Annotated in this window: 23 protein-coding genes; 18 read left to right on the top strand and 5 right to left on the bottom strand. The window is 70.6% G+C overall.

The window, feature by feature from the left end; all coding sequences use genetic code 11:
* Positions 1–11: 11 nt before the first annotated feature.
* Positions 12–1,454, bottom strand: coding sequence for an MFS transporter (locus tag KEC56_RS01500; protein WP_227529531.1), 1,443 nt, complete (start codon positions 1,452–1,454; stop codon positions 12–14).
* Positions 1,455–1,510: 56 nt separating this feature from the next.
* On the opposite strand from KEC56_RS01500, the gene KEC56_RS01495 reads away from it, so the two are divergent.
* From KEC56_RS01495 to KEC56_RS01480, 4 genes are all read left to right on the top strand, one after another.
* Entirely contained in the window at positions 1,511–2,200 is a 690-nt protein-coding gene (locus tag KEC56_RS01495; protein ID WP_175984934.1) for a GNAT family N-acetyltransferase, read from the top strand.
* Between the two features lie 22 nt (positions 2,201–2,222).
* A complete protein-coding gene (locus KEC56_RS01490; protein WP_227529530.1) occupies positions 2,223–2,843 on the top strand; it encodes a hypothetical protein in 621 nt (206 codons plus the stop codon).
* A gap of 124 nt (positions 2,844–2,967) precedes the next feature.
* Positions 2,968–4,353, top strand: a complete 1,386-nt coding sequence (locus KEC56_RS01485; RefSeq protein ID WP_175984936.1) for a glycine--tRNA ligase — start codon at positions 2,968–2,970, stop codon at positions 4,351–4,353.
* Between the two features lie 132 nt (positions 4,354–4,485).
* A complete protein-coding gene (locus KEC56_RS01480; protein WP_227529529.1) occupies positions 4,486–5,304 on the top strand; it encodes a serine hydrolase domain-containing protein in 819 nt (272 codons plus the stop codon).
* Positions 5,305–5,595: 291 nt separating this feature from the next.
* Here KEC56_RS01480 and KEC56_RS01475 read toward each other — a convergent pair whose 3' ends face one another.
* Both KEC56_RS01475 and KEC56_RS01470 read right to left on the bottom strand, forming a co-directional pair.
* The gene (locus tag KEC56_RS01475; RefSeq protein ID WP_227529528.1) at positions 5,596–5,790 is read right to left on the bottom strand and encodes a DUF1801 domain-containing protein; all 195 of its coding nucleotides are present in this window, start codon (positions 5,788–5,790) and stop codon (positions 5,596–5,598) included.
* Positions 5,791–5,810: 20 nt separating this feature from the next.
* A complete protein-coding gene (locus tag KEC56_RS01470; protein ID WP_227529527.1) occupies positions 5,811–6,416 on the bottom strand; it encodes an HhH-GPD-type base excision DNA repair protein in 606 nt (201 codons plus the stop codon).
* Between the two features lie 69 nt (positions 6,417–6,485).
* Here KEC56_RS01470 and KEC56_RS01465 point away from each other — a divergent pair, with 69 nt between their 5' ends.
* Entirely contained in the window at positions 6,486–7,133 is a 648-nt protein-coding gene (locus tag KEC56_RS01465) for a response regulator transcription factor (protein ID WP_227529526.1), read from the top strand.
* 32 nt (positions 7,134–7,165) lie between these two features.
* Positions 7,166–9,313, top strand: a complete 2,148-nt coding sequence (locus KEC56_RS01460) for a sensor histidine kinase (RefSeq protein ID WP_227529525.1) — start codon at positions 7,166–7,168, stop codon at positions 9,311–9,313.
* Between the two features lie 274 nt (positions 9,314–9,587).
* On the opposite strand, the gene KEC56_RS01455 is transcribed toward KEC56_RS01460, so the two are convergent.
* Positions 9,588–10,916: a glutamyl-tRNA reductase gene (locus tag KEC56_RS01455; protein ID WP_227529524.1), complete on the bottom strand. Its 1,329-nt coding sequence runs from the start codon at positions 10,914–10,916 to the stop codon at positions 9,588–9,590.
* Between the two features lie 51 nt (positions 10,917–10,967).
* Between KEC56_RS01455 and hemE the strand changes: the two genes are divergently transcribed.
* The 11 genes from hemE to KEC56_RS01400 all read left to right on the top strand — a co-directional run bounded on the left by hemE (position 10,968) and on the right by KEC56_RS01400 (position 20,407).
* On the top strand, positions 10,968–12,014 hold the full coding sequence (gene hemE / locus KEC56_RS01450; RefSeq protein WP_372456238.1) for a uroporphyrinogen decarboxylase: 1,047 nt from the start codon (positions 10,968–10,970) through the stop codon (positions 12,012–12,014).
* On the top strand, positions 12,011–13,543 hold the full coding sequence (locus KEC56_RS01445) for a protoporphyrinogen/coproporphyrinogen oxidase (RefSeq protein WP_227529522.1): 1,533 nt from the start codon (positions 12,011–12,013) through the stop codon (positions 13,541–13,543). The genes hemE and KEC56_RS01445 overlap by 4 nt, the downstream gene beginning before the upstream one ends.
* Positions 13,544–13,641: 98 nt before the next feature.
* Entirely contained in the window at positions 13,642–14,052 is a 411-nt protein-coding gene (locus KEC56_RS01440) for a hypothetical protein (RefSeq protein WP_175984944.1), read from the top strand.
* A gap of 1 nt (position 14,053) precedes the next feature.
* A complete protein-coding gene (locus KEC56_RS01435; protein WP_227529521.1) occupies positions 14,054–14,461 on the top strand; it encodes a phage holin family protein in 408 nt (135 codons plus the stop codon).
* Entirely contained in the window at positions 14,448–14,720 is a 273-nt protein-coding gene (locus KEC56_RS01430; protein WP_175984946.1) for a hypothetical protein, read from the top strand. The genes KEC56_RS01435 and KEC56_RS01430 overlap by 14 nt, the downstream gene beginning before the upstream one ends.
* 112 nt (positions 14,721–14,832) lie before the next feature.
* Complete coding sequence (hemQ, locus tag KEC56_RS01425; RefSeq protein WP_175984947.1) at positions 14,833–15,510, top strand: hydrogen peroxide-dependent heme synthase; 678 nt, start codon at positions 14,833–14,835, stop codon at positions 15,508–15,510.
* A 3-nt stretch (positions 15,511–15,513) separates the two neighbouring features.
* On the top strand, positions 15,514–16,524 hold the full coding sequence (gene hemC, locus KEC56_RS01420; RefSeq protein WP_227529520.1) for a hydroxymethylbilane synthase: 1,011 nt from the start codon (positions 15,514–15,516) through the stop codon (positions 16,522–16,524).
* Positions 16,521–17,318, top strand: coding sequence for a uroporphyrinogen-III synthase (locus KEC56_RS01415; RefSeq protein ID WP_175984949.1), 798 nt, complete (start codon positions 16,521–16,523; stop codon positions 17,316–17,318). The genes hemC and KEC56_RS01415 overlap by 4 nt, the downstream gene beginning before the upstream one ends.
* On the top strand, positions 17,315–18,310 hold the full coding sequence (hemB, locus tag KEC56_RS01410; protein WP_227529519.1) for a porphobilinogen synthase: 996 nt from the start codon (positions 17,315–17,317) through the stop codon (positions 18,308–18,310). Before KEC56_RS01415 ends, hemB begins: the two co-directional genes overlap by 4 nt.
* A 150-nt stretch (positions 18,311–18,460) precedes the next feature.
* Positions 18,461–19,789 carry a glutamate-1-semialdehyde 2,1-aminomutase gene (locus tag KEC56_RS01405; RefSeq protein WP_227529518.1) on the top strand — a complete coding sequence of 443 codons (1,329 nt, stop codon included), beginning with the start codon at positions 18,461–18,463 and terminating at the stop codon, positions 19,787–19,789.
* 168 nt (positions 19,790–19,957) lie between these two features.
* Positions 19,958–20,407: a hypothetical protein gene (locus KEC56_RS01400; RefSeq protein WP_175984952.1), complete on the top strand. Its 450-nt coding sequence runs from the start codon at positions 19,958–19,960 to the stop codon at positions 20,405–20,407.
* A 2-nt stretch (positions 20,408–20,409) separates the two neighbouring features.
* Here KEC56_RS01400 and KEC56_RS01395 read toward each other — a convergent pair whose 3' ends face one another.
* Positions 20,410–21,984 carry an ABC transporter ATP-binding protein gene (locus tag KEC56_RS01395; protein ID WP_227529517.1) on the bottom strand — a complete coding sequence of 525 codons (1,575 nt, stop codon included), beginning with the start codon at positions 21,982–21,984 and terminating at the stop codon, positions 20,410–20,412.
* Positions 21,985–22,093: 109 nt separating this feature from the next.
* Between KEC56_RS01395 and KEC56_RS01390 the strand changes: the two genes are divergently transcribed.
* Positions 22,094–23,155 (top strand): enoyl-CoA hydratase/isomerase family protein, encoded by a 1,062-nt coding sequence (locus tag KEC56_RS01390; protein ID WP_227529516.1) that lies wholly within the window; start codon positions 22,094–22,096, stop codon positions 23,153–23,155.
* The last annotated feature ends 17 nt before the right edge of the window (positions 23,156–23,172 follow it).

Below are 23,172 nucleotides of genomic sequence, written 5' to 3'. Positions count from 1 at the left end.
GGCCCGAGCCGTCAGCTCGGCAGCGAGGGGTGCTTCTCGAGCGGGCGGATCTTCGGGATGAACAGCGACAGCACGAGCGCCACCACGCCGGCGACGATCGCGAGCCAGAAGCACACCTGGAACGCGTCGTGGGTGGGGACCGCGACGCCGTCGACGTCGATGGTCATGCTGGCGAGCACACCGCCCATGACGGCCGAGGCGCTCGAGGTGCCGACGGAGCGGAACAGGGCGTTGAGGCCGTTCGATGCCCCGGTCTCGTTCGAGGGCACCGAGCGCATGATGATCATGGGCATGGCGGCGAACGTGAAGCCGATGCCGACGCCGATGATGGCGTTCGCGATGAGGATGTGGATCCACTCGCTCGACCAGATGAGCACGTACACGTATGCGATGACGAGCGCGGCTGCACCGCCCGTGAACAGTGGGCGAGGGCCGATCGTGCGCTCCAGCCAGCCGGACAGCGGCGAGATCACCATCATCACGAGGCCCGCCGGCATGACGACGAACGCCGCCGAGATCATGTCGAGCCCGAAGCCGGATCCGGTCTCGACCGGCAGCTCGAGCATCTGCGGGAACGTGACGTTCGATCCGAACAGCGCGAAGCCCATGCCGATCGCCGCGATGTTCGTCAGCAGGACGGCGGGTCGTGCGGCGACGCGCAGGTCGAGCAGCGGGTCGGTGGTGCGCAGCTGATACCAGCCCCACAGCAGCAGGACGAGGATGCCGCCGATCACCAGGCTCAGGCCCAGCGGCGAGGTCCATCCCCACTGAGCGCCGCGCGAGACGTAGAGCAGCAGCCCGGTCAGGCCGATGGCGAGGCCGATGGCGCCGAGGACGTCGAGGCGTCCGGGGGAGAGCAGCACGTCCTCGGGGACGAAGAGGAGAACGAGCACGAGCCCGGCGACGCCGAGCCCGGCGGCGAGCCAGAACAGCGAGTGCCAGTCGGCGTTCAGGGCGAGGTACGCGGCCAGCGGCATCCCGAGCGCGCCGCCGACGCCCATCGTCGCGCTCATGAGCGCGACGGCCGTGCCGAGGTGCTTGGGCGGCAGGATGTCGCGCATGATCGCGATGCCGAGCGGGATGACGCCGGTCACACCGCCCTGCAGGGCGCGCCCGATGATGACACCGACGATCGATCCCGACATCGCTGCGATCACGGAGCCTGCGATGAGTGCGATCATGAGGGCGATCACCACGCGCCGCTTGCCGTACATGTCGCCGAGCCGGCCCGAGATCGGGGTCGCGATCGCGGCGACGAGGAGCGTGATCGTCACGACCCAGCTCGTATCTTCGCGGGACGCGTTCAGCAGCGTCGGCAACTCCGCCTGCAGCGGAACGACCAGCGTGAACATGAACGAGGATGCGAGTCCTGCGAAGGCGAGGACCGCGACCGTCAGGGACTTGTTCGGGGTGCGCGAGAGGCGTTTCCTGGCTTTGTCGTCGCTGTCTCCCACCTGTCCAGGCTAGTGACGGATTCCGCAGACGGGCGCGAGAGGGGCAGACTGGGTTCGTGCGAACCATCCGTGACCTCGACACCGTTGAACTCATCATCGACGCGCAGGGCCTGCTGGACTCCATCCGCGGCCCCGAGCGCGTCATCGACGCGGGAACGCTGCGCGCCCTGCAGCAGTCCGGCAACTACGTCGTCGGCCTGTTCGACGACGAGGGAGGCCAGGAGCGGATGGTCGGAGCATCCATCGCCTTCTTCGGCGAGCCCGGAAAGCGCCGGATGCACTCGCACATCACCGCGCTCCTGCCCGACTACCGCGGCCGCGGCTGGGGCCGCGAGCTCAAGGAGCACCAGCGCCAGTGGGCGTTCTCGCGCGACGTCGGCCGCATCACCTGGACCTTCGACCCGCTCGTGGCGCGCAACGCGCACTTCTTCCTCACCGTGCTCGGCGCGCGCGTGACCGGCTACTCGGTCAACAACTACGGCATCTTCGGCGGCGGGGATGCCGGTGACGAGAGCGACCGACTCGACGTCGAGTGGGCCCTCGCCGACATCGCCAAGCCCCCGGCGGACGACGCGGTCGTCGCGACGCTCGAGATCCCGGAGGACGTCGAGGGGATGCGCGAGACGGATGCCGCGGCCGCCCACGAATGGCGCACGCGCCTGCGCGGCGAGATGGAACAGCTGCTCGGCCGCGGCCTGCGCATCGCCGGCTTCGACGTGAAGCGCGGGTACCTCTTCACCGAGTGAGCCGGTCTGCTTTCATGGAGGCATGACCTCCGAGGGCGAATTCGCGCAGCATCCGGCCGAGTCGCCGTTCCACGCCCGCCTGCCCATCGGCGAGCGGCTGGATGCATCGGCCCTGACCGACGGCCTGCCGTGGGCATTCGAGGAGATCCGGATGCGGCCCCTCGAGCCGATGGTCGTGCCGGAGAAGCCGCGCGGCGGCGAGACGGACCCATCGGAGTGCCGCCCGTGCATGCCGTCCCCTGGAACGATATGGCAGGACGAACACTGGCAGGTCCGGGTGATGTCGGACCCGAGCGGGCTGCCGTTCATGGCGGCGATCTCGCCCCGCGAGCACTGGCTGCTCGAGGATGCCCCGATCGAGGTGCTCGCCGCGCTCGGTCCGCTGATGCAGCGGGTCTCGGAGGCCGTGAAATCGATCCCCGGTGTCGCCCGCTGTCACTTCGGCCGTTGGAACGACGGTTCCGCGCACCTGCACCTGTGGGCGCTCGCCCGACCAGCAGGGATGATGCAGGGGCGCGGCGCAGCACTCGCGTTCTGGGATGACGTTCTTCCGCCGATCCCGCGGGAGATGGTCGAGGACCATGTCCGCATCGTTGCGGAGTCGCTTGCCGCCGGAGGGGGCGTGACCTTCCCCCATCGTTGATCGTCGCGCGGATGCCTTCCTGACCTCCCTCACGTGGGGCTGATCGACAGCAGGGGCGCGGATAGGATTGGAACGCCCATGTTCCTGGGCGCATTCCCCGTCGCATCCGACCATTGGAGCCACCGTGGCCGAACAGTCCCGTCTTGACAAGGTCATCAGCCTCGCCCGCCACCGCGGGTTCGTCTTCCAAGCGGGTGAGATCTACGGCGGTTCGCGCTCCGCATGGGACTACGGCCCCCTCGGCACCGAGCTCAAGGAGAACATCCGCCGGCAGTGGTGGCAGACCTTCGTCCGCGGGCGCGGCGACATGGTGGGCCTGGACTCCAGCATCATCCTCCCCAAGCGCGTGTGGGAGGCATCCGGTCACGTCGCGACCTTCACCGACCCGCTCGTCGAGTGCCTGAGCTGCCACAAGCGCTTCCGCGCCGACAACCTCATCGAGGACTTCGAGGCGCGCAAGGGCCGCAAGGCCGAGAACGGCCTTGCCGACGTGCCCTGCCCGAACTGCGGCAACAAGGGCCAGTACACCGAGCCCAAGTCGTTCTCGGGCCTGGTGAAGACCTACCTCGGCGTCGTCGACGACGAGTCGGGCCTGCACTTCCTGCGCCCCGAGACCGCGCAGGGCATCTTCGTGAACTTCTCGAACGTGCTCACCGCGAGCCGCAAGAAGCCGCCGTTCGGCATCGGCCAGGTCGGCAAGGCGTTCCGCAACGAGATCACGCCCGGCAACTTCATCTTCCGCACCCGCGAGTTCGAGCAGATGGAGATCGAGTACTTCGTGCCGCCGGCCGAGGCGACCGAGTGGTTCGAGCACTGGGTCGAGGCGTGCTGGGACTGGTTCATCGACCTGGGCGTCAACCCCGACAACATGCGCCGGTTCGACGTCCCCGAGGACGAGCGGGCGCACTACTCCGCCGGCACGATCGACTTCGAGTACCGCTTCGGATTCCCCGGCAAGGAGTGGGGCGAGCTCATGGGCGTCGCCAACCGCACCGACTACGACCTGTCGAGCCACACCGAGGCATCCGGCCAGAGCCTGACGTACTTCGACCAGGCGTCCGGCGAGCGCTACACGCCGTACGTGATCGAGCCGTCCTTCGGCCTCACCCGCTCGATGATGGCGTTCCTCGTCGACTCGTACGTCGAGGAGGAGGTGCCCAATGCCAAGGGCGGCACCGACACCCGCACCGTGCTCAAGCTCGACCCGCGCCTGGCTCCCGTCAAGGTGGCCGTGCTGCCGCTGTCACGCAACGAGCGCCTCTCGCCGCTGGCCCGTGAGGTCGCCGACTCGCTGCGCGGTCGCTGGACGATCGACTTCGACGACGCCGGTGCCATCGGCCGCAGATACCGTCGCCAGGACGAGATCGGCACGCCGTTCTGCGTCACGGTCGACTTCGACTCGCTTGACGACAACGCCGTGACCGTCCGCGACCGCGACACCATGGCGCAGGAGCGCATCGCGATCGACAAGCTGAACGAGTACCTCGCGGAGCGTCTGAAGGGCGCCTGAGGCTCCTTCCCCTTCGCCGAGACCCCCGCTGGTCGCCGACGGCCCTCCGGGCTGACGCGAATCAGCGGGGGCCTCGTCGTGCAGGAGGGGCCTCGGCGACAGGGGGCGCGCGGGGCGTGCGACGATGGCTGGATGGAGACGACGACCTTCGACGCGACAGACGGATTCCCGCATGCGGCCCTGGTGGGCGTGACGGATGCCGAGCGCACCCTCGCCGTGCAGGGCGACCCGCGCGCGGCGCTGCCGCTCGCGTCCGTGTCGAAGCCGATCACCGCGTGGGGCGTGCTGATCGCGGTCGAACGCGAACTCGTCGACCTCGATGAGCCAGCCGGCCCGGACGGGTCGACGCTGCTCAACCTCCTCGATCACACCAGCGGCCTGCCGTTCGAGGGAGAGCAGACCCAGGCGGCCCCGGGTACCCGCCGCATCTACTCGAACGCCGGCTTCGACGCACTCGGCGCGCGCGTCGCGGAAGCCGCAGGGATGCCGTTCGCGCAGTGGCTCGCCGCCGAGGTGACCGGGCCGCTCGGGATGCAGGATGCCGTCGTCACCGGTCGTCCCTCGGCCGGGTACCGTGCCTCGATCGAGGACCTGCTGATCTTCGGCCGCGAGGTGCTGCGCCCGACCTTGATCCCGGTGGAGCTGCGCGATCTCGCCCTCATGGTGTCGCAGCCGGGGCTCAAGGGCGTCGTGCCCGGCTACGGGTCGTTCGACGACAACCAGTGGGGGCTGGGGTTCGAGCTCAAGGGCGTGAAGAGTCCGCACTGGCTCGCCGATTCGTTCGCACCCGAGACCGCCGGGCACTTCGGCGGGAAGGGCAGCTTCTTCTTCGTGGATCGCTCGCGCGATCTGGCGGCGGCATTCCTGTCGGGCGTGCCGTTCGGCGACGAGCACAAGCGCATCTGGCCGCCGCTGACCGAGGAGATCGTCACCCGGTACGGCGGCCGCTGACGCGCGCCCGCGATCGCGCGTCCGCGGCCGTGACCGCTCGTCCGCGATCGCGGGATTGCGTCCGTCCCCGGGCCGCGTGATTCCCCGCCCGATTCACAGACCCCGTCTGAACGACGAGACCTCCTCGTAGCAACGTCGGTACGAGGAGGTCTCGTAGGCATGACGGGGTCTGTCAGCGCTGGGATGCGGGATGCGGGATGCGGGATGCCGGATGCGGGATGCGGGATGCCGGGAGTGGGTGGATGCGGGTGCGGGATGCCGGGAGCGGGCCGGCTCAGTCCTGCACGGTGATCAATTCAGCCCGGTGATCTGGGCGTACTCGTCCCCGCCGGACTCTGTCCAGGACAGGACGTCCTGGAGGATCGGGCGCAGCGCATCCAGGTCGACCTTCTCGAGGTCCTTGATGTACAGGCATCCGACGCCCGTGGTGTGGGGTCCGAGCGCTGCCAGGGCAGCGGCGTGTTTCGACTCGCTTCGCTCGCTCAACGTTGTTGCCCCGTCACGCATCAATGCTCCTTCGTCGCATTGCTCCGCGCCGCCGCAACCTTCATCGCTTTCTCAACCTTCATCGCTTTCTTGTGCTCGCGGACCTTGGTGAGCGACTCGGGCGAGACGATGTCGGCGACGCTGCGGAACGAGCCCTCCGTGCCGTAGTCGCCGGCCGCCTCGCGCCACCCCGCACCGGTGAATCCGTACTGCTTCCCGAGCAGCGCCAGGAAGATCTTCGCCTTCTGCTCGCCGAAGCCGGGCAGCTTCTTCAGGCGCCGCAGCACCTCCGGCCCGTCCGGGTCGCCCTGGGTCCACAGCGCCGCGGCATCCCCGCCCCAGTCGTCGACGAGGGTCTGGCAGAGCGTCTGCACCCTGGTCGCCATGGACCCGGGGAAGCGGTGCACCGCCGGGGTCTGCTTGAACGCCTCGAGGAACTCCTCGGGGTCCATGCCCGCGATCGCGGCCGCATCGGTCGCGCCGGTGCGCTGCTCGATCTTCAGCGGCCCGGCGAACGCCGTCTCCATCGGCACCTGCTGGTCGAGGAGCATCCCGACCAGGAGCGCGAGCGGGTTGTCCGTGAGCAGTTCGTCGGCTGCCGTGTCGCCGGTGATGTGCAGAGCCATGCCCCCAGTCTGGCACCGTGTGGCAACCCCCCGGAGCGCGGGTCCGTCCCCTGTCCTAAGGTAAGGAGCATGGGGGGTAGGTTCAGCGTCGCCATCGTCGACGACCACGCGCTCATCGGGCTGGCGATCGGCCCGCTCATCGAGCACTCGGACGATCTGGTGTTCCTGGGCGCCGTGCGGTCGGTCACCGCCCTCCGACAGGGCGAACTGCATCCCGACCTCGTGGTGCTCGACCTCATGCTCCGCGACGGGACCACGCCGGCCGACAACGTGCAGGTGCTGCGCGACCGCGGCGCGCAGGTGCTCGTCCTGACGTCGGGGGAGGACTGCTATCTCGTCCGAGAGGCGCTGCGCACAGATGCCCTCGGCGTGGTGCGCAAGTCCGCCCCGCCGGCCGCGATCCTCGCGGCGATCCAGCGCGCCGCTCGAGGCGAGCTCTTCGTCGACGCGGAATGGGCCGTGACCGTGGATGCCGACCCCGACCTGGAGAGCGCACCCCTCACGGATCGCGAGCGAGACGTGCTCGCGCTGTACGCCTCGGGCATCGGCGCCAAGCAGGTTGCCACGCAGCTGGGCATCAGTGAGAACACGGTCAACGACCACCTCAAGCGCATCAAGCTCGCGTACCAGCGTCTCGGGCGCCCCGCTCCGACCAAGGTCGAGCTGTATCGCCGTGGCGTGGAAGACGGCTTCCTGCCCGTGCCAGGACGGCGATGAATGGCCGGGCCGAGGCCGGTCGGCGACGCCCTGTGCGCGAGCGTTCGGCCCACCGCCATGAACTGCTGACCTCGCGGTTGCTCACCGCCGGCAACGGCGCCGTCTCTGCGGTCGCGGCCCTCGGGTTCGCGACCGTCGTCGTGCAGCCGGATGCGCTCGCCCTGCCTCTCCCGTTCCAGGGGGCGATCCTCAGTCTCTACGGCGCGGCCATCGTCGTGGCGCTCGTCGCCCTGGCGTGCTCGCGGCGCGCCATCCGCATGCTCAACGGCGCCGTGGCCATCGGCTACCTGCTGCTGGTCGCGTCGACGTGGCCCGTCGTCGCGCTCACCCGATCGGAGTCCAGCGGTCAGCTCTCCTGGGTGCTCACCGTCAACGCGATCGCCGTGCTCGCGGCCGTCATCGCCTGGGGGCAGGTGGCGGGCTGGATCGTGCTCGGCGTGCTCGCCGTCTTCGTCCCCCTGCTGAGGTTCGCCCTGGCGGATACGACGGCGAACGCGATCACGAACGATCTGCAGGCGCTGGGGGCGGCAATGCTGCTGTGCGCGCTGGCCGGGGCGGCGCTCGGCCGAGCCCGGCGGGCGGATGCCGCGGCAGCGGCCGTCCGCGAGGCCGACGTGCGCGACGCCGAGAGCTCGGCGCGTCGAGACGTCGAAGCCCGCGCCCAGGCGCTGGTGCACGACGAGGTGCTCGCCACGCTGGCTTTCGCGGCGCGGGCCAGTACCGAGATGCTGCCGGTGCTGGCCGCTCAGGCGCACCGCGCCCGTGCGGCGCTCGCCGCGCTCGCGACTCCGCAGACCGGGACGGTCGCGGTCTCGGCGTTCCGGTCCGAGCTGCAGGATCTCGCGCGCGCGCACGGGGCGGAGTTCGTCGAGGAGGGCGCCGAGGAGCAGTCCGTGGAGGTTCCCGCCGACGTGGCGGCCGCCATGACGGGGGCGGCAGAGCAGGCGCTCATCAACGCTCGGGTGCACGCTCCCGACAGCGAGAGCAGTCTGACGCTGAGACACGACGGCCACGGCCTCCGCGTCGCCGTGAGCGACGACGGGCCCGGGTTCGACAAGCGCGACGTCACCCCTGGGCGGCTCGGGATCGCCGTCAGCATCCTCGCTCGCCTCCGATCGGTCGGCGGCCTGGCTGAGGTGCACACCGAGCCCGGCCGTGGCGTCGTCGTCGACACCTCCTGGCAGCCGGGAGTGCCAGCCGCTGCCATCCAGCCGCCGTCGGTCGGGCTGCTCCCGGATCGCGACATGCGCCTCGCCGGTGGTCTGTTCGCGGCCGGCCACCTTCTCCTTGCGGCGTGCTCGTTCGTATGGCTGCGCAATCCACTGCCCGGGCTTCTCGCCGGCCTCGCCCTCGCCGCGGCCTTCGTGGTCGTCTCCTGGCGCGCCGATCGCGCCCGCGCCGGCGTCGTCGTCTGCGCCGCAGCGCTCGCGGTCGCCGCCGTGTGCACGATGTTCGCCGGTGTGGCCGTTCCCGACACGGCCGGCATGCCGACCTTCGCCGGAATGTGGCCGCTGGTGGGCGCATCCTTCGTTCTCGGGATGCTGTGCCTGCGCAGTCGTCCACGCACAGCGCTCGTCCTTCTCGTGACAGTCGTCGCCCTGGCCGTGATGGCCGTCGTCCCCGGACCGTACATCGAGATGCGCGCCGCCGTCATGCGCGCGGTGGTCGTGGTCGTCGCGACGACCGCGCTCGCCGTCTCGATCCGCACCCTGGACCGGCACGTTGAACGGGACAGGGCCCTCACGCGGGCGGCGAGCACGGAACGCGCGTGGCTCGCCGAGGGCACGGCCCTCGCCAGGGAGAAGACCGCGAGCTGGGATGCGACGATCGGCCCGCTCCTGGACCGCATCGGCGAGGGGACCGCACTCACCGACGCCGAGGTCGCCCAGTGCCTCGTCCACGAGGGCGCGCTGCGCGACGGATACCGCGCCGGTCGCCTCGACGTCCCCGTCGTCGCGGCCGCCGCCGCGCGGGCGCGGTCGCGCGGCGTCGACGTCGTCCTCATCGATGATGTCGCCGACCGCGACATCGACGATGACGTGCTCGAGCGGCTGCGCGCCTGGCTGGTCGGAGAACTCGACCGGGCGGACGGCAGTTTCATCGCACGCATCCTTCCGGACGGGCGGTCCGCCCTCGCGACGGCATCGTCCGACACCGCATCCACCCGTTTTGGTGGCTGAAAGACCTAGTGCCACCTGGTCAAAGGTCTATATCGTCGAAGTATCGATGACGGGCCGCGTTGATCTCCTGGTGAGATACCCGCGACGAGGGCCGGCATCGGAATGCTGGGGACGAGGCAGAGCCGGTGACCGAGCAGCAGAGGGAACCGGATCAGCCGTCAACGACCGAAACGAAGCTGCGGTCGATGGGGGTGGCGCTCTGGCATGGCGTGAGTGCGGGCATCTTGGGAATGCTCGTGCTCACCGCCGTGCTGGCGCCGGGCATCGGCGCTGATCAGGCCGTCGCGGCGTGTACGTCGTTCGCGTCGTCGGCGGCAGGAGTGATCCCGTAGATCGTCTCGAGCGCTGCGACGAACTCCGCCCCTCGGCCGTCCGCTGCGAGCTCGTGCGCCCGCGTCGTCGGCGTGTGGGTGAGGACACCTGCGAGATGACGCATCGCCTGCTCGACCCGGCCGTCCTCGTCGCCGCGGGCACGGGCGCGCTCGATCTCGGCCTCCATGAGGGCGAAGATGTGCGAGCGGAAGGCGACGACGGCGGGCGTGACACTCTGACGGTCGCCGAAAACATTGAAGGTGTCCGCCGCGTCGCGCACGATCGTGCGAGCGGCATCCGTCGCCTGGAGCTCCTCAAGCGGCGCGTGCAGGCGGATCGTCTCGAGATCGAGCAGCGCGACGCCCTCGAGCTGCGCGACGGCGGGGTCGACGTTGCGCGGCATCCCCAGGTCGATGACCAGTTGCGAGCGGGCGTGCGTGCTCGGGGCGTGCACAGGGCATCCGATGGCGACCGGAGCGGATGGCGCCTGCAGGTGCTCCGGGCCGAGGACGGGCTCCTCGGCCGCGTTCGTGCAGGTGATCAGCAGGGTCGAGCGCGACGCCACGCGGGCGTAGTCGGCGTCTGCGACAGCCGCGATCCCGTGCTTGTCCGCGAACAGCTCCGCGCGGCCCGAGGGCGAATGCACCGAGATGTCGACGGCCCCGCGCTCGCGGAGCGTGGCGAGGGTGACGGCGGCATACGCGCCGGTGCCGACCAGCAGCACGCGCTCCGCCGACCAATCGGCGATGCGGCTGTCGGCCAGCTCGAGCGACAGACGCACGAGCGAGCGGCCGGCACGGCCGAGCGCCGTGACGTTCTTGACCTTGCGCTGCGCCTGGCTCGCCCGCTGGAACAGCCTCTCGAGTTCGGGAGAGGTCGTGCCGTCCTTGCGCGCGGCCGTGAGAGCGCGGCGCACCTGACCGGCGATCTCGCCCTCGCCGGGGACGACGGACTCGAGGCCGGATGCCACCGCGAACAGGTGCTCGGCGACACGTCGCCCCGAGTGCACCTCGTAGGCGCCGTCGAGCTCTGCGGTGGGGATGCCGGTGGACTGCTCGATCGCCTCGAGCACGGCCTCGACGCCCACGGCTCCTGCGGCTGTGACGGGTTCGTCGACCTCGACGTAAGCCTCGAAGCGGTTGCATGTGGAGAGCACGACGGCCCCCTGCACGCACGATGTCAGGCGCAGAAGATTCGGCGCGACGTCGTCAGGGGTGCGGCTCAATCGTTCGAGCATGTCGAAGGAGGCGGTCTTGTGACTCGCCGTCAGACACAGCAGCACGACATCCATTGTAAGCCCGCTCCGCTCGCCGCCCGCCCGAGTGCCGCTGACAGGCGGTTCATGTGCGCCGGATGGGAGGATGGACCCATGCCTTCCCCTCACGCACCGCTGCTGCGCGCGCTCGCCGGAGACCGACCCGAGCAGACCCCCGTCTGGTTCATGCGTCAAGCCGGACGCTCGCTCCCGGAGTACCGAGAACTCCGCGTCGGAACCCGGATGCTCGACGCCTGCCTCACCCCGGATCTCGCGGCCGAGATCACGCTGCAGCCGGTGCGCCGGCACAAGGTGGATGCCGCGGTGTTCTTCAGCGACATCGTCATCCCGCTGCGGCTGGCGGGCGTCGACGTCGTGATCGAGCCAGGCCGAGGCCCCGTGTTCGCCGAGCCGGTCCGCACTGCCGCCGACGTCGACCGCATCACGGCGATCGATCCGAACGATCTGGACACGACGGCGATCGCCGATGCCGTGCGGATCGTCACCGCAGAACTGGGCGACACCCCGCTCATCGGCTTCGCCGGTGCGCCGTTCACGCTCGCCGCCTACCTCGTCGAGGGCGGGCCGTCGAAGGAGCATCTTCGTGCTCGCGCCATGATGCACACCGATCCGGATGCCTGGGACCGGCTCGCCGGCTGGCTCTCCCGCGTCTCCCGCCGATTCCTCGAGGCGCAGCGCGACGCCGGGGCCGCGACCGTGCAGCTGTTCGACTCCTGGGCCGGGTCCCTGAGCCCCGCGGACTACCGCGCCCATGTCGCCCCGCACTCGAAGGCCGCGGTCGAGGGCCTCGGACTCCCTGTGATCCACTTCGGCGTCGGCACCGGACCGTTCCTTCGCGACATGCGCCTGGACGGAGCGGCATCCGCCGTCGGCGTCGACTGGCGGCAGCCGCTCGACGAGGCCGCCGGCATCCTCGGCCAGGGCGTCGCCGTCCAGGGCAACATCGACCCCGCGATGCTGCAGGCCCCGTGGCCGATCCTGGAGGCGCACGTGCGCGACGTCCTCGAACGCGGACGCGCTGCCCGCGCCCACATCCTCAATCTCGGTCACGGCGTGCCGCCGGAGACCGACCCCGATCAGCTCACGCGCATCGTCGAGCTCGCGCACTCATGACCGCCGACACCACGGCTGACCTCGCCGCGCGCGCGGCGCACCGTCACGTCGTCGTCATCGGGGGCGGCATCGGTGGACTCGTCGCTGCGCGCGAATGCGCCAAGGTCGGCATGCGGGTCACCCTGCTCGAGGCAGACGATGAGCTCGGCGGCGCGATCCGCCGGGCGGACCTCGACGGCGTGGCCGTGGATGCCGGCGCCGAGTCGTACGCGACCAGGGGAGGTCATGTCAGGAAGATGCTCGCCGAGCTCGGCCTCGACGACCGGATCGTCACACCGAACCCGGAGGGCGCCTGGCTCGTCGGAGCGCCCGGCGTCGACGCGGCGCCGCTTCCGAAGGGCGGCATCCTCGGCATCCCGGCGAACCCGTTCGCGGAGGACGTGCGACGCATCATCGGCTGGGGCGGCGCGTGGCGCGCGTACGTCGACCGCCTGCGTCCGCCGCTCACGATCGGCCAGGAGCACAGCCTCGGTGCCCTTGTCGCGAAGCGCATGGGACGCAAGGTCCGCGACCTGCTCGTCGCGCCCGTCACCGCCGGCATCTACTCGGCGGACCCCGACGACGTCGACACCGAGGTCGCGGCCCCGGGGTTGAACGAGGCCCTCACGAGGGCCGGATCGCTGTCCGGCGGTGTCGCGCAGCTGCTCGCCGACCGCGCCGACCGTGCCAGGAAGGCTCCGGGTTCTGCGGTCGAGGGGATCGCCGGCGGCATGAGTCTTCTCGTCGACGCGCTCGCCGCCGATCTCGGTGAGCTGGGCGCCGTCATCCGGACGAACGCTGCCGTGAAGACGATCGAACGCACCGATGCCGGGTGGGCAGTCGGTCTCGCGCTCGCCACCCCGCAGGACGATCTCTCAGCGGACGCCGGGCTGCTCGCAGCAGATGCGGATGAGCAGGGCGAGACGATCGCCGCCGACGGCGTCATCGTCGCCACAGAGGAGCCCACGGCACGCGCGCTGCTCACCGCGCACGTCGCCGGCCTGGGAACGGCCGGTCAGGCGCCGCAGATCGAGATCGTGAGCCTGCTGCTCGAAGCGTCCGCACTCGATGCCTCGCCTCGTGGAACAGGCGTGCTCACCGTGCCGGGCAGCCATGTCGCCAAGGCGCTGACGCACGCGAGCGCGAAGTGGGACTGGCTGCGCGAGTCGGCGGGCAGTCGCCACGTGGTGCGCGTCTCATTCGGCGCCCAGGGCGAACCGGCCGCCACCGGCGCGCTCGACGACGACGCTGCGGCGCGGCTGGCGTTGAGCGAAGCATCCGCCCTGCTCGGGGTCGCCCTGCCGGAGTCCGCGCTCGTCGCCGCGCACCGTGCTCGCTTCACGCAGTCGCAGCCGGCGTCGCTCATCGGGGCGTCGAATCGCCGCCGTGAGATCCGCGCCGCAGTGGCGAAGTCCGCGGGTCTCGGCGCGGTCGGTGCCTGGCTCTCCGGCACGGGCCTGGCGCAGGTCGTTCCCGACGCGACCGCCGAGGCCGACCGTGTTCGCCGCGCGCTTCTCTGGGGTTCAGATGGCCGGCTGTCAACCCCCTGAAGGGTAGATGCCGTTTTCGGCATATGGGGCTACGCTAGAACCCTGGCCTACGGCATCCAGCCGGAGGCTCGACCGGAACCAACGTGAGGGAGCCCCGCATGAAGGGAAAGATCGGAATCGTCGTCGGACTCGGCGTCGGATACGTTCTCGGCACGCGCGCCGGACGCGAGCGGTACGAGCAGATCAAGAAGCAGTGGCTGAAGGTCTGGAACCAGGAGCCCGTGCAGCGACAGGTCGACAAGGCGAAGGCATTCGTCGGGGCGAAGGCCTCGGCCGTTCCCGGAGCGATCTGGAACGGTGTGGTGAAGGTCGCGAAGTCCGTCGGCGACGGCGACACCCCCGGTGAGAAGCTCGACTCGGCGATCGCCACGGGAAAGAAGGCGGCAGAAAACATCGAGGACGCCCTCGAAGACGCCGTCGACGCCGCGAAGAAGACTGCGTCATCGGTGAAGAAGACGACGAACACGCGCTCCACGGGTGCGAAGAAGACCACGACGAACGGGAACTGATATGGTCCGCGGATATCGTGACCGCGCCGACGACAGCCTCCTGACGCTGCTGGGCGATCTGCCCGAGCTCGTCACGAAGCTCGTCAAGGCCGAGATCGACGCCGCGAAGGCGTGGGTGTCGCGCACGGCGAAGGATGCCGGGATCGGCAGCGTCTGGTTCGTCATCGCGCTGTTCTTCCTGTTCTGGCTCGTGCCGATGATCCTCGTGTTCGCGGTCGCCGGGCTCTCGTCCTGGTGGCCGGTGTGGCTGTCTGCGCTGGCCGTACTCGCCCTGCTGCTCGTGTGCGTGCTGCTGTGCGTCGTGTTCGGGCTGCTGAAGTTCCGCAAGGTGCTGCGCCGTGAGAACCCCGGCCAGGCCATCGCGACCGATATTCGAATCGTTAAGGATGCCGGTGATGACAAGCTCTGACTCCCTGCCCCGCACCGTGGTCCCGGCGGGGATCACCGACCCTGTCGAGTCGGCGCGAGCCGAGCTGAAGGCGGCGCTCGCCGCCATCGAGATCAAGGGCAACGTGCCCCGCCGTCTCGAGAAGGCGTCCCAGCGCGGCATCGCCAGGGCGCGCACGTTCGCGGACCGCAATCCGGCCGGAGCCGTGGCCGCCGTGGTCGGCGTCGCCGCCGTCACCGGCGGCCTCGTCTGGGCGATCGCACGGGCCATCGCCCGCTGAGCCCCGCACGTACCTCACGCCCCACTCCAGCCGGCGCTGCGCGCTGACCGGAGCCTCGGGGCGGGTGGGCCCTGCATTCGCTCCCCGCTCCAGAAAGGGGCAGACTGGGGGCATGTCCGAAGCGAGTGAACAGAACCCGTCCGGTTTCACCCTCTGGGCCGTCTGGCGACGCAACCCCGATGCGCCCGTCGTCGAGACGGACGCCACCGAGCTCGAGACGATCGTCGGTCACATCGAGGACTCCGGCGTCACCGTCCGCGGCTTCTACGACGTCTCGGGGCTGAAGGCCGACGCCGACCTCATGGTCTGGCTGCACGGCGAGACCGCCGAGGACCTGCAGAAGGCTCTGCGGCGAATGCGGCGCACCGAGCTGCTGCGCACCCTGCTTCCCGTGTGGAACGTCATGGGCGTGCACCGCGATGCCGAGTTCAACCGTGCGCATGTGCCGGGGTTCCTCCGTGGTGTCGAGGCCAAGGGCTGGCTGTGCCTGTACCCGTTCGTCCGCACGCCCGAGTGGTACCTGATCGATGAGGCCGAGCGTCGCCAGATGCTTGCCGACCACGGCCGCAAGGGCGCCGCGTTCACCGGCGTCATCGCCAACACCGTCGCGGCCTTCGCGCTCGGCGACTACGAGTGGTTGCTTCCGCTCGAGGCGGACGACCCGACCGAACTCGTCGATCTCATGCGCGATCTCCGTTATACCGATGCCCGTCGCTTTGTGAAGGAGGAGGTGCCGTTCTACACCGGGCGGCGCCTGCGCTTCGACGAGATCGCGGACGTGCTGCAGTAAGCCATGTCGACCTCAACCCGACAGCGTCCGATCCGCTTGGGCACCCGGCGCAGTGCGCTCGCCCAGGCCCAGTCCGGGCACGTCGCCGCAGCCCTCGAGAAGATCTCCGGCCGCCCCGTCGAGCTCGTCCCCATCGTCTCCGAGGGCGATACGAACCGCGCCTCCCTGTCCGAGATCGGCGGGCTCGGCATCTTCGCGACGCGTCTTCGTGAGGCTCTGCTCGCCGGCCAGTGCGACATCCTCGTCCACTCGCTCAAGGACCTGCCCACCGCGATCCCCGACGGCCTCGTCATCGCAGCGACGCCCGTGCGCGAGGACGCCCGCGATGTCGTGATCACGCGCGACGGGACACCGCTGCACCGGCTGCCGGCCGGCGCGAAGATCGGCACCGGCTCGCCGCGACGGATCGCACAGGTGCGCATCCGCGCCCGGCGCGCTGAGGTCGTCGACATCCGCGGCAACGTCGACTCGCGCCTCGCGCGCGTCGAGTCCGGCGAGCTGGATGCGGTCATCCTCGCCGCCGCCGGCCTGTCCCGGCTCGGATCCGAGACGGCGCTCCAGCGCGAAGAGCTGGGGCTCGCCGAATGGCCGACGGCTCCGGGGCAGGGATCGCTCGCGGTCGAGACCACGGCGGATGCGGCATCCGATCTGCGCGCAGCGCTCGCCGAACTCGACGACGAGAACACCCGTCTGGCGATCACGGTGGAGCGCGCCGTGCTGGAGGGACTGGATGCCGGATGCCAGGCGCCGATGGCTGCGCACGCGGTCGTCACGGGTGACGCCGTGCGCGTCCGGAGTGTCGTCTACGACCCAGCCGGAGAGCGGCGGATCGGACTCGACGTCACGGAATCCCTGAACCGGGGGTATATTCGGAGTCACGGCAGTAGCAACGAAGCGGATGCTGCCGATGGCGCAACCCTGACTCTCGCCGCACGCGAGCTCGGGATCTCTGTCGCCCGTCGGCTGCTCGAACAAGGGGCGGCCGACCTCGTACCCCGAGAGCAACCGTTATGACCACACCCGAAACCAAGCACGACAAGCCACTGTCCGGCTGGCGCGTCCTCGTCCCGCGAGGAGGCCCGTGGGGCGACGGCGTCGCCGCTTCCCTGCGCTCCCAGGGCGCCACGCCCGTCGTGGCGCCGCTCATCAACTTCGGCCCCACCACAGACCAGGCCGCGCTGGACGACGCGCTCGAGAAGCTCGCCGCCGGCGAGTACGACTGGCTGACGGTCACGAGCGCCACGACCGTCGACGTCCTCTTCGCGCACCGCGCCGTCGTGCCGAAGTCCACGAAGATAGCCGCCGTCGGCGAGACGACCGCAGCGGCGCTCCACGCCGTCGGCTACGAGGTCGCGCTCGTGCCCGACGCCGACAACTCCGCAGCGGGCATGGCCCAGCAGCTCATCGCGCTCGAGCCGGAACCGCGCCGCATCCTGACCCTCCGCAGCGAGATCGCCAAGCCCGTGCTGACCCGCTCGCTCATCGCCGCGGGCCACGACGTGTCGAGCATCGTCGCCTACCGCACCGTCGGCGTGCCGGTCACCGAGCGCATCCGCCGCGACGTCGAGAGCGGCCGCATCAACGCGATCCTCATCACGAGCGGCTCGGTCGCCGAGCAGGTGCGCGAGCAGTTCCCCGACATCCCCGATGAGACCCTGCTTGCCGCGATCGGGCCGCGCACCGCGAACGACGCGCGTCGGGCCGGGCTCCCGATCGCGGTGGTCGCCGACAGGCAGACCGTCGACGCCCTGATCGACGCCGTCGCGCACTTCACGCTTCCGCACGCGGCCGACGAGTTCGCGCCGTGAGTTACGCATCCGCCGGCTTCCCCGAGATCCGACCGCGGCGGCTGCGGCAGTCGCCGGGTGTCCGCGCTCTCGTGCGCGAGACGACGGTCGAGCCGCAGCAGCTGGTTCTGCCGATGTTCGTGCGCGAGGGGCTGAGCGAGGCCGTGCCGATCTCGTCGATGCCCGGCGTCGTCCAGCACTCGCTGGACTCCCTGCGCCGCGCAGCCGTCGAGGCTGCGGAGGCCGGAGTCGGCGGCGTCATGCTGTTCGGCGTCCCTCAGGTGCGGGATGCCACCGGCTCCGGCGCGGACGATCCGGACGGCATCCTCAACGTGGCCACGCGCGCGCTGGCCTCGGAGATGGGCGATCGTCTCGTCGTGCAGACCGATCTCTGCCTCGATGAGTTCACCGACCACGGGCACTGCGGAGTGCTGGCGGACGACGGCTCCGTCGACAACGACGCGACTCTGGACCGGTACGTGGCGATGGCGATCGCGCAGGCGCGCGCTGGATCGCACCTGCTGGGGCTGTCGGGAATGATGGACGGTCAGGTCACGGCGATCCGTCGCGGACTGGATGCCGAGGGCTTCACCGACACGCTCCTGCTCGGGTACGCGGCCAAGTACGCCAGCGCCTTCTACGGTCCGTTCCGCGAGGCGGTCGATTCGCAGCTGCAGGGCGACCGGCGCACGTACCAGCTCGATCCGGGCAACCGCCGCGAGGGCGTCCGCGAGGCGCTGATCGACGAGGCCGAGGGTGCGGACATCGTGATGGTCAAGCCGGCGATGAGCTTCCTCGACGTGCTGCGCGAAGTGCGCGACGCGGTGCGCGTGCCGGTGTGGGCCTACCAGATCTCGGGCGAGTACGCGATGATCGAGGCGGCCGCCGCGAACGGCTGGATAGACCGCCGTGCGGCCGTGCTCGAGTCGTTGCTGTCGATCCGTCGCGCCGGCGCCGACGCCGTCCTCACGTACTGGGCGACCGAAGCCGCCGGCTGGCTCCGCGAACGCTGAGCCGCCCGGGCGCCCGGGTGGCCTCTCGGGCGGGCCTCGAGAGCCTGACTTTCGCGGGTCGCCCCGCGAAGGCGCGAAGCGCCGAAGACGAAACGGGCTGAGCGACCGAAAGCGAGCCGACGCCGAACCGAAGCACGAACAGGAGCCACCATGACCGACCGCAACGACGAGCTCTTCTCCGCCGCGCGCACGGTGACCCCCGGAGGCGTGAACTCGCCCGTCCGCGCGTACGGTTCCGTCGGCGGGACGCCGCGGTTCCTGGCATCCGCCCACGGCGCGTACGTGACCGATGCCGCGGGCGACGAATACGTCGACCTCGTGGCATCGTGGGGGCCGGCGCTGCTCGGGCACGCGCACCCTCAGGTCGTCGCCGCCGTGCAGGATGCCGCCGCCCGCGGCCTGTCGTTCGGCGCTCCCACCGAGGGCGAGGTCGCACTCGCGCGCAAGATCACCGAGCGCGTCCGCCTCGGCGACCTCGCACCGATCGAGCGCGTGCGCCTGGTCTCCACCGGCACCGAGGCGACCATGACTGCGATCCGCCTCGCCCGCGGCGCCACCGGCCGCGACCTCCTCGTGAAGTTCGCCGGGCACTACCACGGCCACTCGGACGGACTGCTCGCGGAGGCCGGTTCCGGCGTCGCGACCCTCGCCCTGCCCGGTTCGGCCGGAGTCCCGGCCCCGATCGCCGCGCAGACCCTTGTGATCGGATACAACGACCGCGACGCGCTCGAGGCCGTGTTCGCCGAGCTCGGCGACCGGATCGCCGCCGTCATCGTCGAGGCCGCCGCCGCCAACATGGGCGTCGTCGCTCCCGAGCCCGGCTTCAACCGGTTCATCGCCGACACCGCGCACGCGCACGGCGCGCTCATGATCCTCGACGAGGTGCTCACCGGATTCCGCGTCCACCACGCCGGGTTCTGGGCGCTGCAGGCGGCTACGGGCGAGGAGTACCTGCCCGACATCATCACGTTCGGAAAGGTCGTCGGCGGGGGGATGCCGCTGGCCGCCCTCGGCGGACGCGCCGACGTCATGGATCTGCTCGCGCCGACCGGCCCGGTCTACCAGGCGGGAACCCTGTCGGGGAACCCACTGTCCGTCGCCGCGGGCCTCGAGACCCTCCGCTTGGCCACGCCCGCGGTCTACGCGAAGGTGGATGCCGCGGCATCCCGCATCGCCGACGCCCTGGACGCCGCGCTCACGGAGGCCGGCGTCGTGCACGCCATCCCCCGGGCGGGCAACCTGTTCGGCGTGGCCTTCGCCGAGACCGCGCCGCGCACCTACGCCGAAGCCCAGGCGCAGGAGTCCTTCCGCTACGCGCCCTTCTTCCACGCCATGCGCGAGCAGGGCGTCGCGCTGCCGCCGAGCGTGTTCGAGGCGTGGTTCCTCACCGCGGCCCACGACGACGAGGCGCTGAGCCGCATCGAGGCTGCGCTGCCGGCGGCTGCGCGGGCCGCGGCATCCGCCTCCCGTCCGGCATAGCTCCGGAGTTTCTTCCGATTTCCGCTGTCTTCGTCGCGCCGCACAGCGACGGAGCGCACTTTCTCCGGAGTTGTGCTCGGCGCGACTGAGGAACCGCACAACGCGATCGTTGTCGGGCTGTGAGGAAGTCGCACGCCGTTTACAGGTCGACGCTGGCAGACTGGACGAATGGTGACCCTGTTCCTGGACCAGACGCAGCTCGAGGTTGTGCTCTCTCCGGTCGAGCGTGCGGCCACGTTCCACCGCGAGAACCTGCGGATCGCGCGGGAGACCATCACGAAGGTGCAGCTCACCGATGACGCGTGGACCTGGTTGCGCGGCGTCCCGGGGCCGGGCACGCACCTCCCCGGCATCCTCGCCGCGGGCACCTGGAAGGCGGCTGCGACGACGGACTTCGTCCTCATCCGCCGGCGCCGGCCGAGCGTGGTCATCGATCTCGACGGCGACGAGCAGTTCCAGCGGTTGATCTTCACCACCCGGCACGGACTCGCGCTCACGCAGGCGCTTCGGCTCGATGCATCGGAGGAGCCGGTGGACGTCGTCGAACTCGCGGGAACGGCGCCGATTCCGGTCGTGACGGGACGTCAGCGGCCGGTCATCCGGCCGCGCCCGGTCTGAGCTCAGCCCCGGTGGGACTCTTCGGAGTCGTGCTCGGGCGCGCCCTCTGCTGCGCTCTCATCGGGTGCAGTTCCCTCGTGCGGTGCCTCGCCGTCGGCCGGAGCGTCTTCGGGTGCGGCGTCGTCAGTGGCGGCCTCGTCAGGGGCGGCCTCGTCGAACCCCGGGACGATGTCGATCACGCGGGTGGCGTCGTCGGCATCGGCGGTTTCGGACTCTGCTTGGCCCTCGGCTGCTTCGGGTTCCTCCGCGGCCCCGGCCTCGACGGCCCCGGCCTCGACGGCCCCGGCCTCGACGGCCTCGACCTCGGCCGCCGCGCCGCTCGGGTCGGTGACCGGGTTCGCGAACATGCTGGCGACAGCGGCGAGACCGGCCAGGCCCGGCAGTGGGCGCTCGTCGGCGGATGCTTCGGAGGAAGTCGACGCTTCGCCCGCCTCCGTGGTCTCAGCGTCGACCAGCGCAGTGTCGTCGTCGCGCGGAGCGTCGTCCAGCGGTGCGTCGTCGTCCTGCGACGCGGCGTCGTCGCGCGACGAGTCGTCCTCCTGCGACGCGGCGTCGAGCGAAGCGAGTCGAAGCCGCTCGTCCTCGGCGGAGGCTTCCCCGGCAGCAGCCGGCTCCGCATCCCCGGCATCCGTCATCTCGAACAGCGTGTCCGCGTCTGTCGTCGCAGCCGGCTCCGGGCGGACGTACCGGTCGTTGACGAGGTCGAGGAAGACGTCCTCGAGCGTCGGACCGCGCTGCTGCAGAGTTGTCAGCGCGACGCCGGCGCGCGCCGTGACGCGACCGATCGTCGCGGCGTCGCTGCCGCGGACGGTGAGGCCGGATCGCAGGATCTCGTACTCGTATCCGGCATCCGCCAGCGCACCCGACAGGGCATCGCGATCGGGAGCATCCACGACGACGGGCCCGCTGCGGGGGTCGGCGAGATCTTCCATGGTGCCGGCGAACTTCAGCTCGCCGCGCGCGATCACGAGGATCTCGTCGGCGATCTGCTCGACCTCCGACAGGACGTGCGACGAGACCAGGACGGTGCGTCCTTCGTCGGCGAGGCCGCGGATGAGCGTGCGCATCCAGCGGATGCCCTCGGGATCGAGCCCGTTGGCCGGCTCGTCGAGCACGAGGACTCCGGGGTCTCCGAGCAGAGCGGTCGCCGCGCTCAGGCGCTGGCGCATCCCGAGCGACAGGGCGGCGATGCGGGTGTCGACGTCGGCATCGAGTCCGACGAAGGAGATGAGCTCGCCGACGCGGCCCAGCGGGATGCCGTTCGCCTTGGCCGTCGTGATCAGGTGGCGCTCGACCGTGCGACGGGCGCGGAAGCCGGGGTCGTCGAGCATCGCGCCGATGACGCGGGCGGGGCTGCGCAGCTCCGCGTAGCGGGAGCCGCCGATCGTGGCCGTGCCGCTGGTCGGCCGCTCGAGCCCGAGCAGCATCCGCAGAGTCGTGGTCTTGCCCGCGCCGTTGGGCCCGAGGAACCCGGTGACGACCCCCGGATTGACGCGCGCGGAGAAGTCCGACACCGCGGCGACCGCGCCGAAGCGCTTGGTCGCACGGTCGAACTCGATCAGCTGTCCGTCTGCCATCAAGTGCCTTTCCTGCATGGGCGTTCTCCCCATCTTGCCGGAAAACACGCAGAGTTCCGCATCGACCGAGCGCAGAAACCCCAGAACAGGCCCATGTAACGTGGCCAGGGTGACTGACATCGACGCCGAGCCCACCGTTCTCGTTCGCACCGAGGGTGCGCTGGGGCGGCTCACCCTCAACCGGCCGAAGGCGATCAACGCGCTCGACCTCGACATGATCGGGCAGCTCACCGCCGCCCTCGACGCCTGGCGCGCCGACACCGACATCGACATCGTCCTGCTCGACGGGGCCGGCGACCGCGGGCTGTGCGCCGGCGGCGACGTGCGCGCTCTCTACGACCAGGTCACAGCCGGCGAGGCGCAGAGGACGGCAGATTTCTTCCGTGCCGAGTACGCCTTGAACCTCATGATCTCCGAGTATCCGAAGCCGATCGTCGCGATCGCCGACGGCATCACGATGGGCGGCGGCATCGGCCTCGCCGGCCACGCCGCGATCCGCATCGTCACCGAGCGCAGCCGGCTGGCGATGCCCGAGACCCGCATCGGATTCACCCCCGACGTCGGCGGCACGTATCTGCTGGGCCGGTCCCCGGGACGCCTCGGCGAATACCTGGGGCTCACCGGGGGCATCATGACGGCGGCGGATGCGGTGTACGCCGGCTTCGCGGATCACTACGTGCCCTCGCAGCGGCTCGACGACCTGCGCGAGGCGCTGCGCAACCGCGCCGATCCGACGAGCCCGTCCGAACTCGTGCTGCTGTTCGATGAGACGCCCGAGGCCTCGGCGCTCGCGGGGGAGCGCGCCTGGATCGACGAGTTCTTCTCCGCGGACTCCATGGGCGAGATCGCGGATCGGCTCTCCGCACGCGCAGAGGTGTCGGCATCCGCCACCGCAGCCACGCTCGCCGAGCTGTCGCCGACGGGCCTCGCGGTGACGCTGGATGCCGTGCGCGAGGCGCGCGAGGGCACCCTTCGGGATGCGCTGATCGGCGAGTACCGGCGCGTGATGTGGTTCGCGACGCAGCATCCCGACCTCGCCGAGGGCATTCGAGCGCAACTGGTCGACAAGGACCGCTCGCCGCGGTGGCAGCCGGCGACGATCGCGGAACTCGCCGAGGATGCCGGTGCCGGCGCTCGCGGATACGTCCCGGAGACCCCGCTGTTCGGCTGACGACGACGTCGCAGGTT

Source organism: Microbacterium tenebrionis, assembly GCF_020682665.1.
Classification (GTDB): domain Bacteria; phylum Actinomycetota; class Actinomycetes; order Actinomycetales; family Microbacteriaceae; genus Microbacterium; species Microbacterium tenebrionis.
This window is presented reverse-complemented; position numbering and strand designations above follow the sequence as displayed.

Bases quoted from the DNA above. Each gene is read 5' to 3' on its own strand.
- KEC56_RS01490 (WP_227529530.1), top strand. From the start codon at position 2,223: ATGACCTCCGAGGGCGAATTCGCGCAGCATCCGGCCGAGTCGCCGTTC.
- KEC56_RS01480 (WP_227529529.1), top strand. From the start codon at position 4,486: ATGGAGACGACGACCTTCGACGCGACAGACGGATTCCCGCATGCGGCC.
- KEC56_RS01470 (WP_227529527.1), bottom strand. From the start codon at position 6,416: ATGGCTCTGCACATCACCGGCGACACGGCAGCCGACGAACTGCTCACG.
- KEC56_RS01465 (WP_227529526.1), top strand. From the start codon at position 6,486: ATGGGGGGTAGGTTCAGCGTCGCCATCGTCGACGACCACGCGCTCATC.
- KEC56_RS01455 (WP_227529524.1), bottom strand. From the start codon at position 10,916: ATGGATGTCGTGCTGCTGTGTCTGACGGCGAGTCACAAGACCGCCTCC.
- hemE (WP_372456238.1), top strand. From the start codon at position 10,968: ATGTGCGCCGGATGGGAGGATGGACCCATGCCTTCCCCTCACGCACCG.
- KEC56_RS01445 (WP_227529522.1), top strand. From the start codon at position 12,011: ATGACCGCCGACACCACGGCTGACCTCGCCGCGCGCGCGGCGCACCGT.
- KEC56_RS01440 (WP_175984944.1), top strand. From the start codon at position 13,642: ATGAAGGGAAAGATCGGAATCGTCGTCGGACTCGGCGTCGGATACGTT.
- KEC56_RS01435 (WP_227529521.1), top strand. From the start codon at position 14,054: ATGGTCCGCGGATATCGTGACCGCGCCGACGACAGCCTCCTGACGCTG.
- KEC56_RS01430 (WP_175984946.1), top strand. From the start codon at position 14,448: ATGACAAGCTCTGACTCCCTGCCCCGCACCGTGGTCCCGGCGGGGATC.
- hemQ (WP_175984947.1), top strand. From the start codon at position 14,833: ATGTCCGAAGCGAGTGAACAGAACCCGTCCGGTTTCACCCTCTGGGCC.
- hemC (WP_227529520.1), top strand. From the start codon at position 15,514: ATGTCGACCTCAACCCGACAGCGTCCGATCCGCTTGGGCACCCGGCGC.
- KEC56_RS01415 (WP_175984949.1), top strand. From the start codon at position 16,521: ATGACCACACCCGAAACCAAGCACGACAAGCCACTGTCCGGCTGGCGC.
- KEC56_RS01405 (WP_227529518.1), top strand. From the start codon at position 18,461: ATGACCGACCGCAACGACGAGCTCTTCTCCGCCGCGCGCACGGTGACC.
- KEC56_RS01400 (WP_175984952.1), top strand. From the start codon at position 19,958: ATGGTGACCCTGTTCCTGGACCAGACGCAGCTCGAGGTTGTGCTCTCT.
- KEC56_RS01395 (WP_227529517.1), bottom strand. From the start codon at position 21,984: ATGGCAGACGGACAGCTGATCGAGTTCGACCGTGCGACCAAGCGCTTC.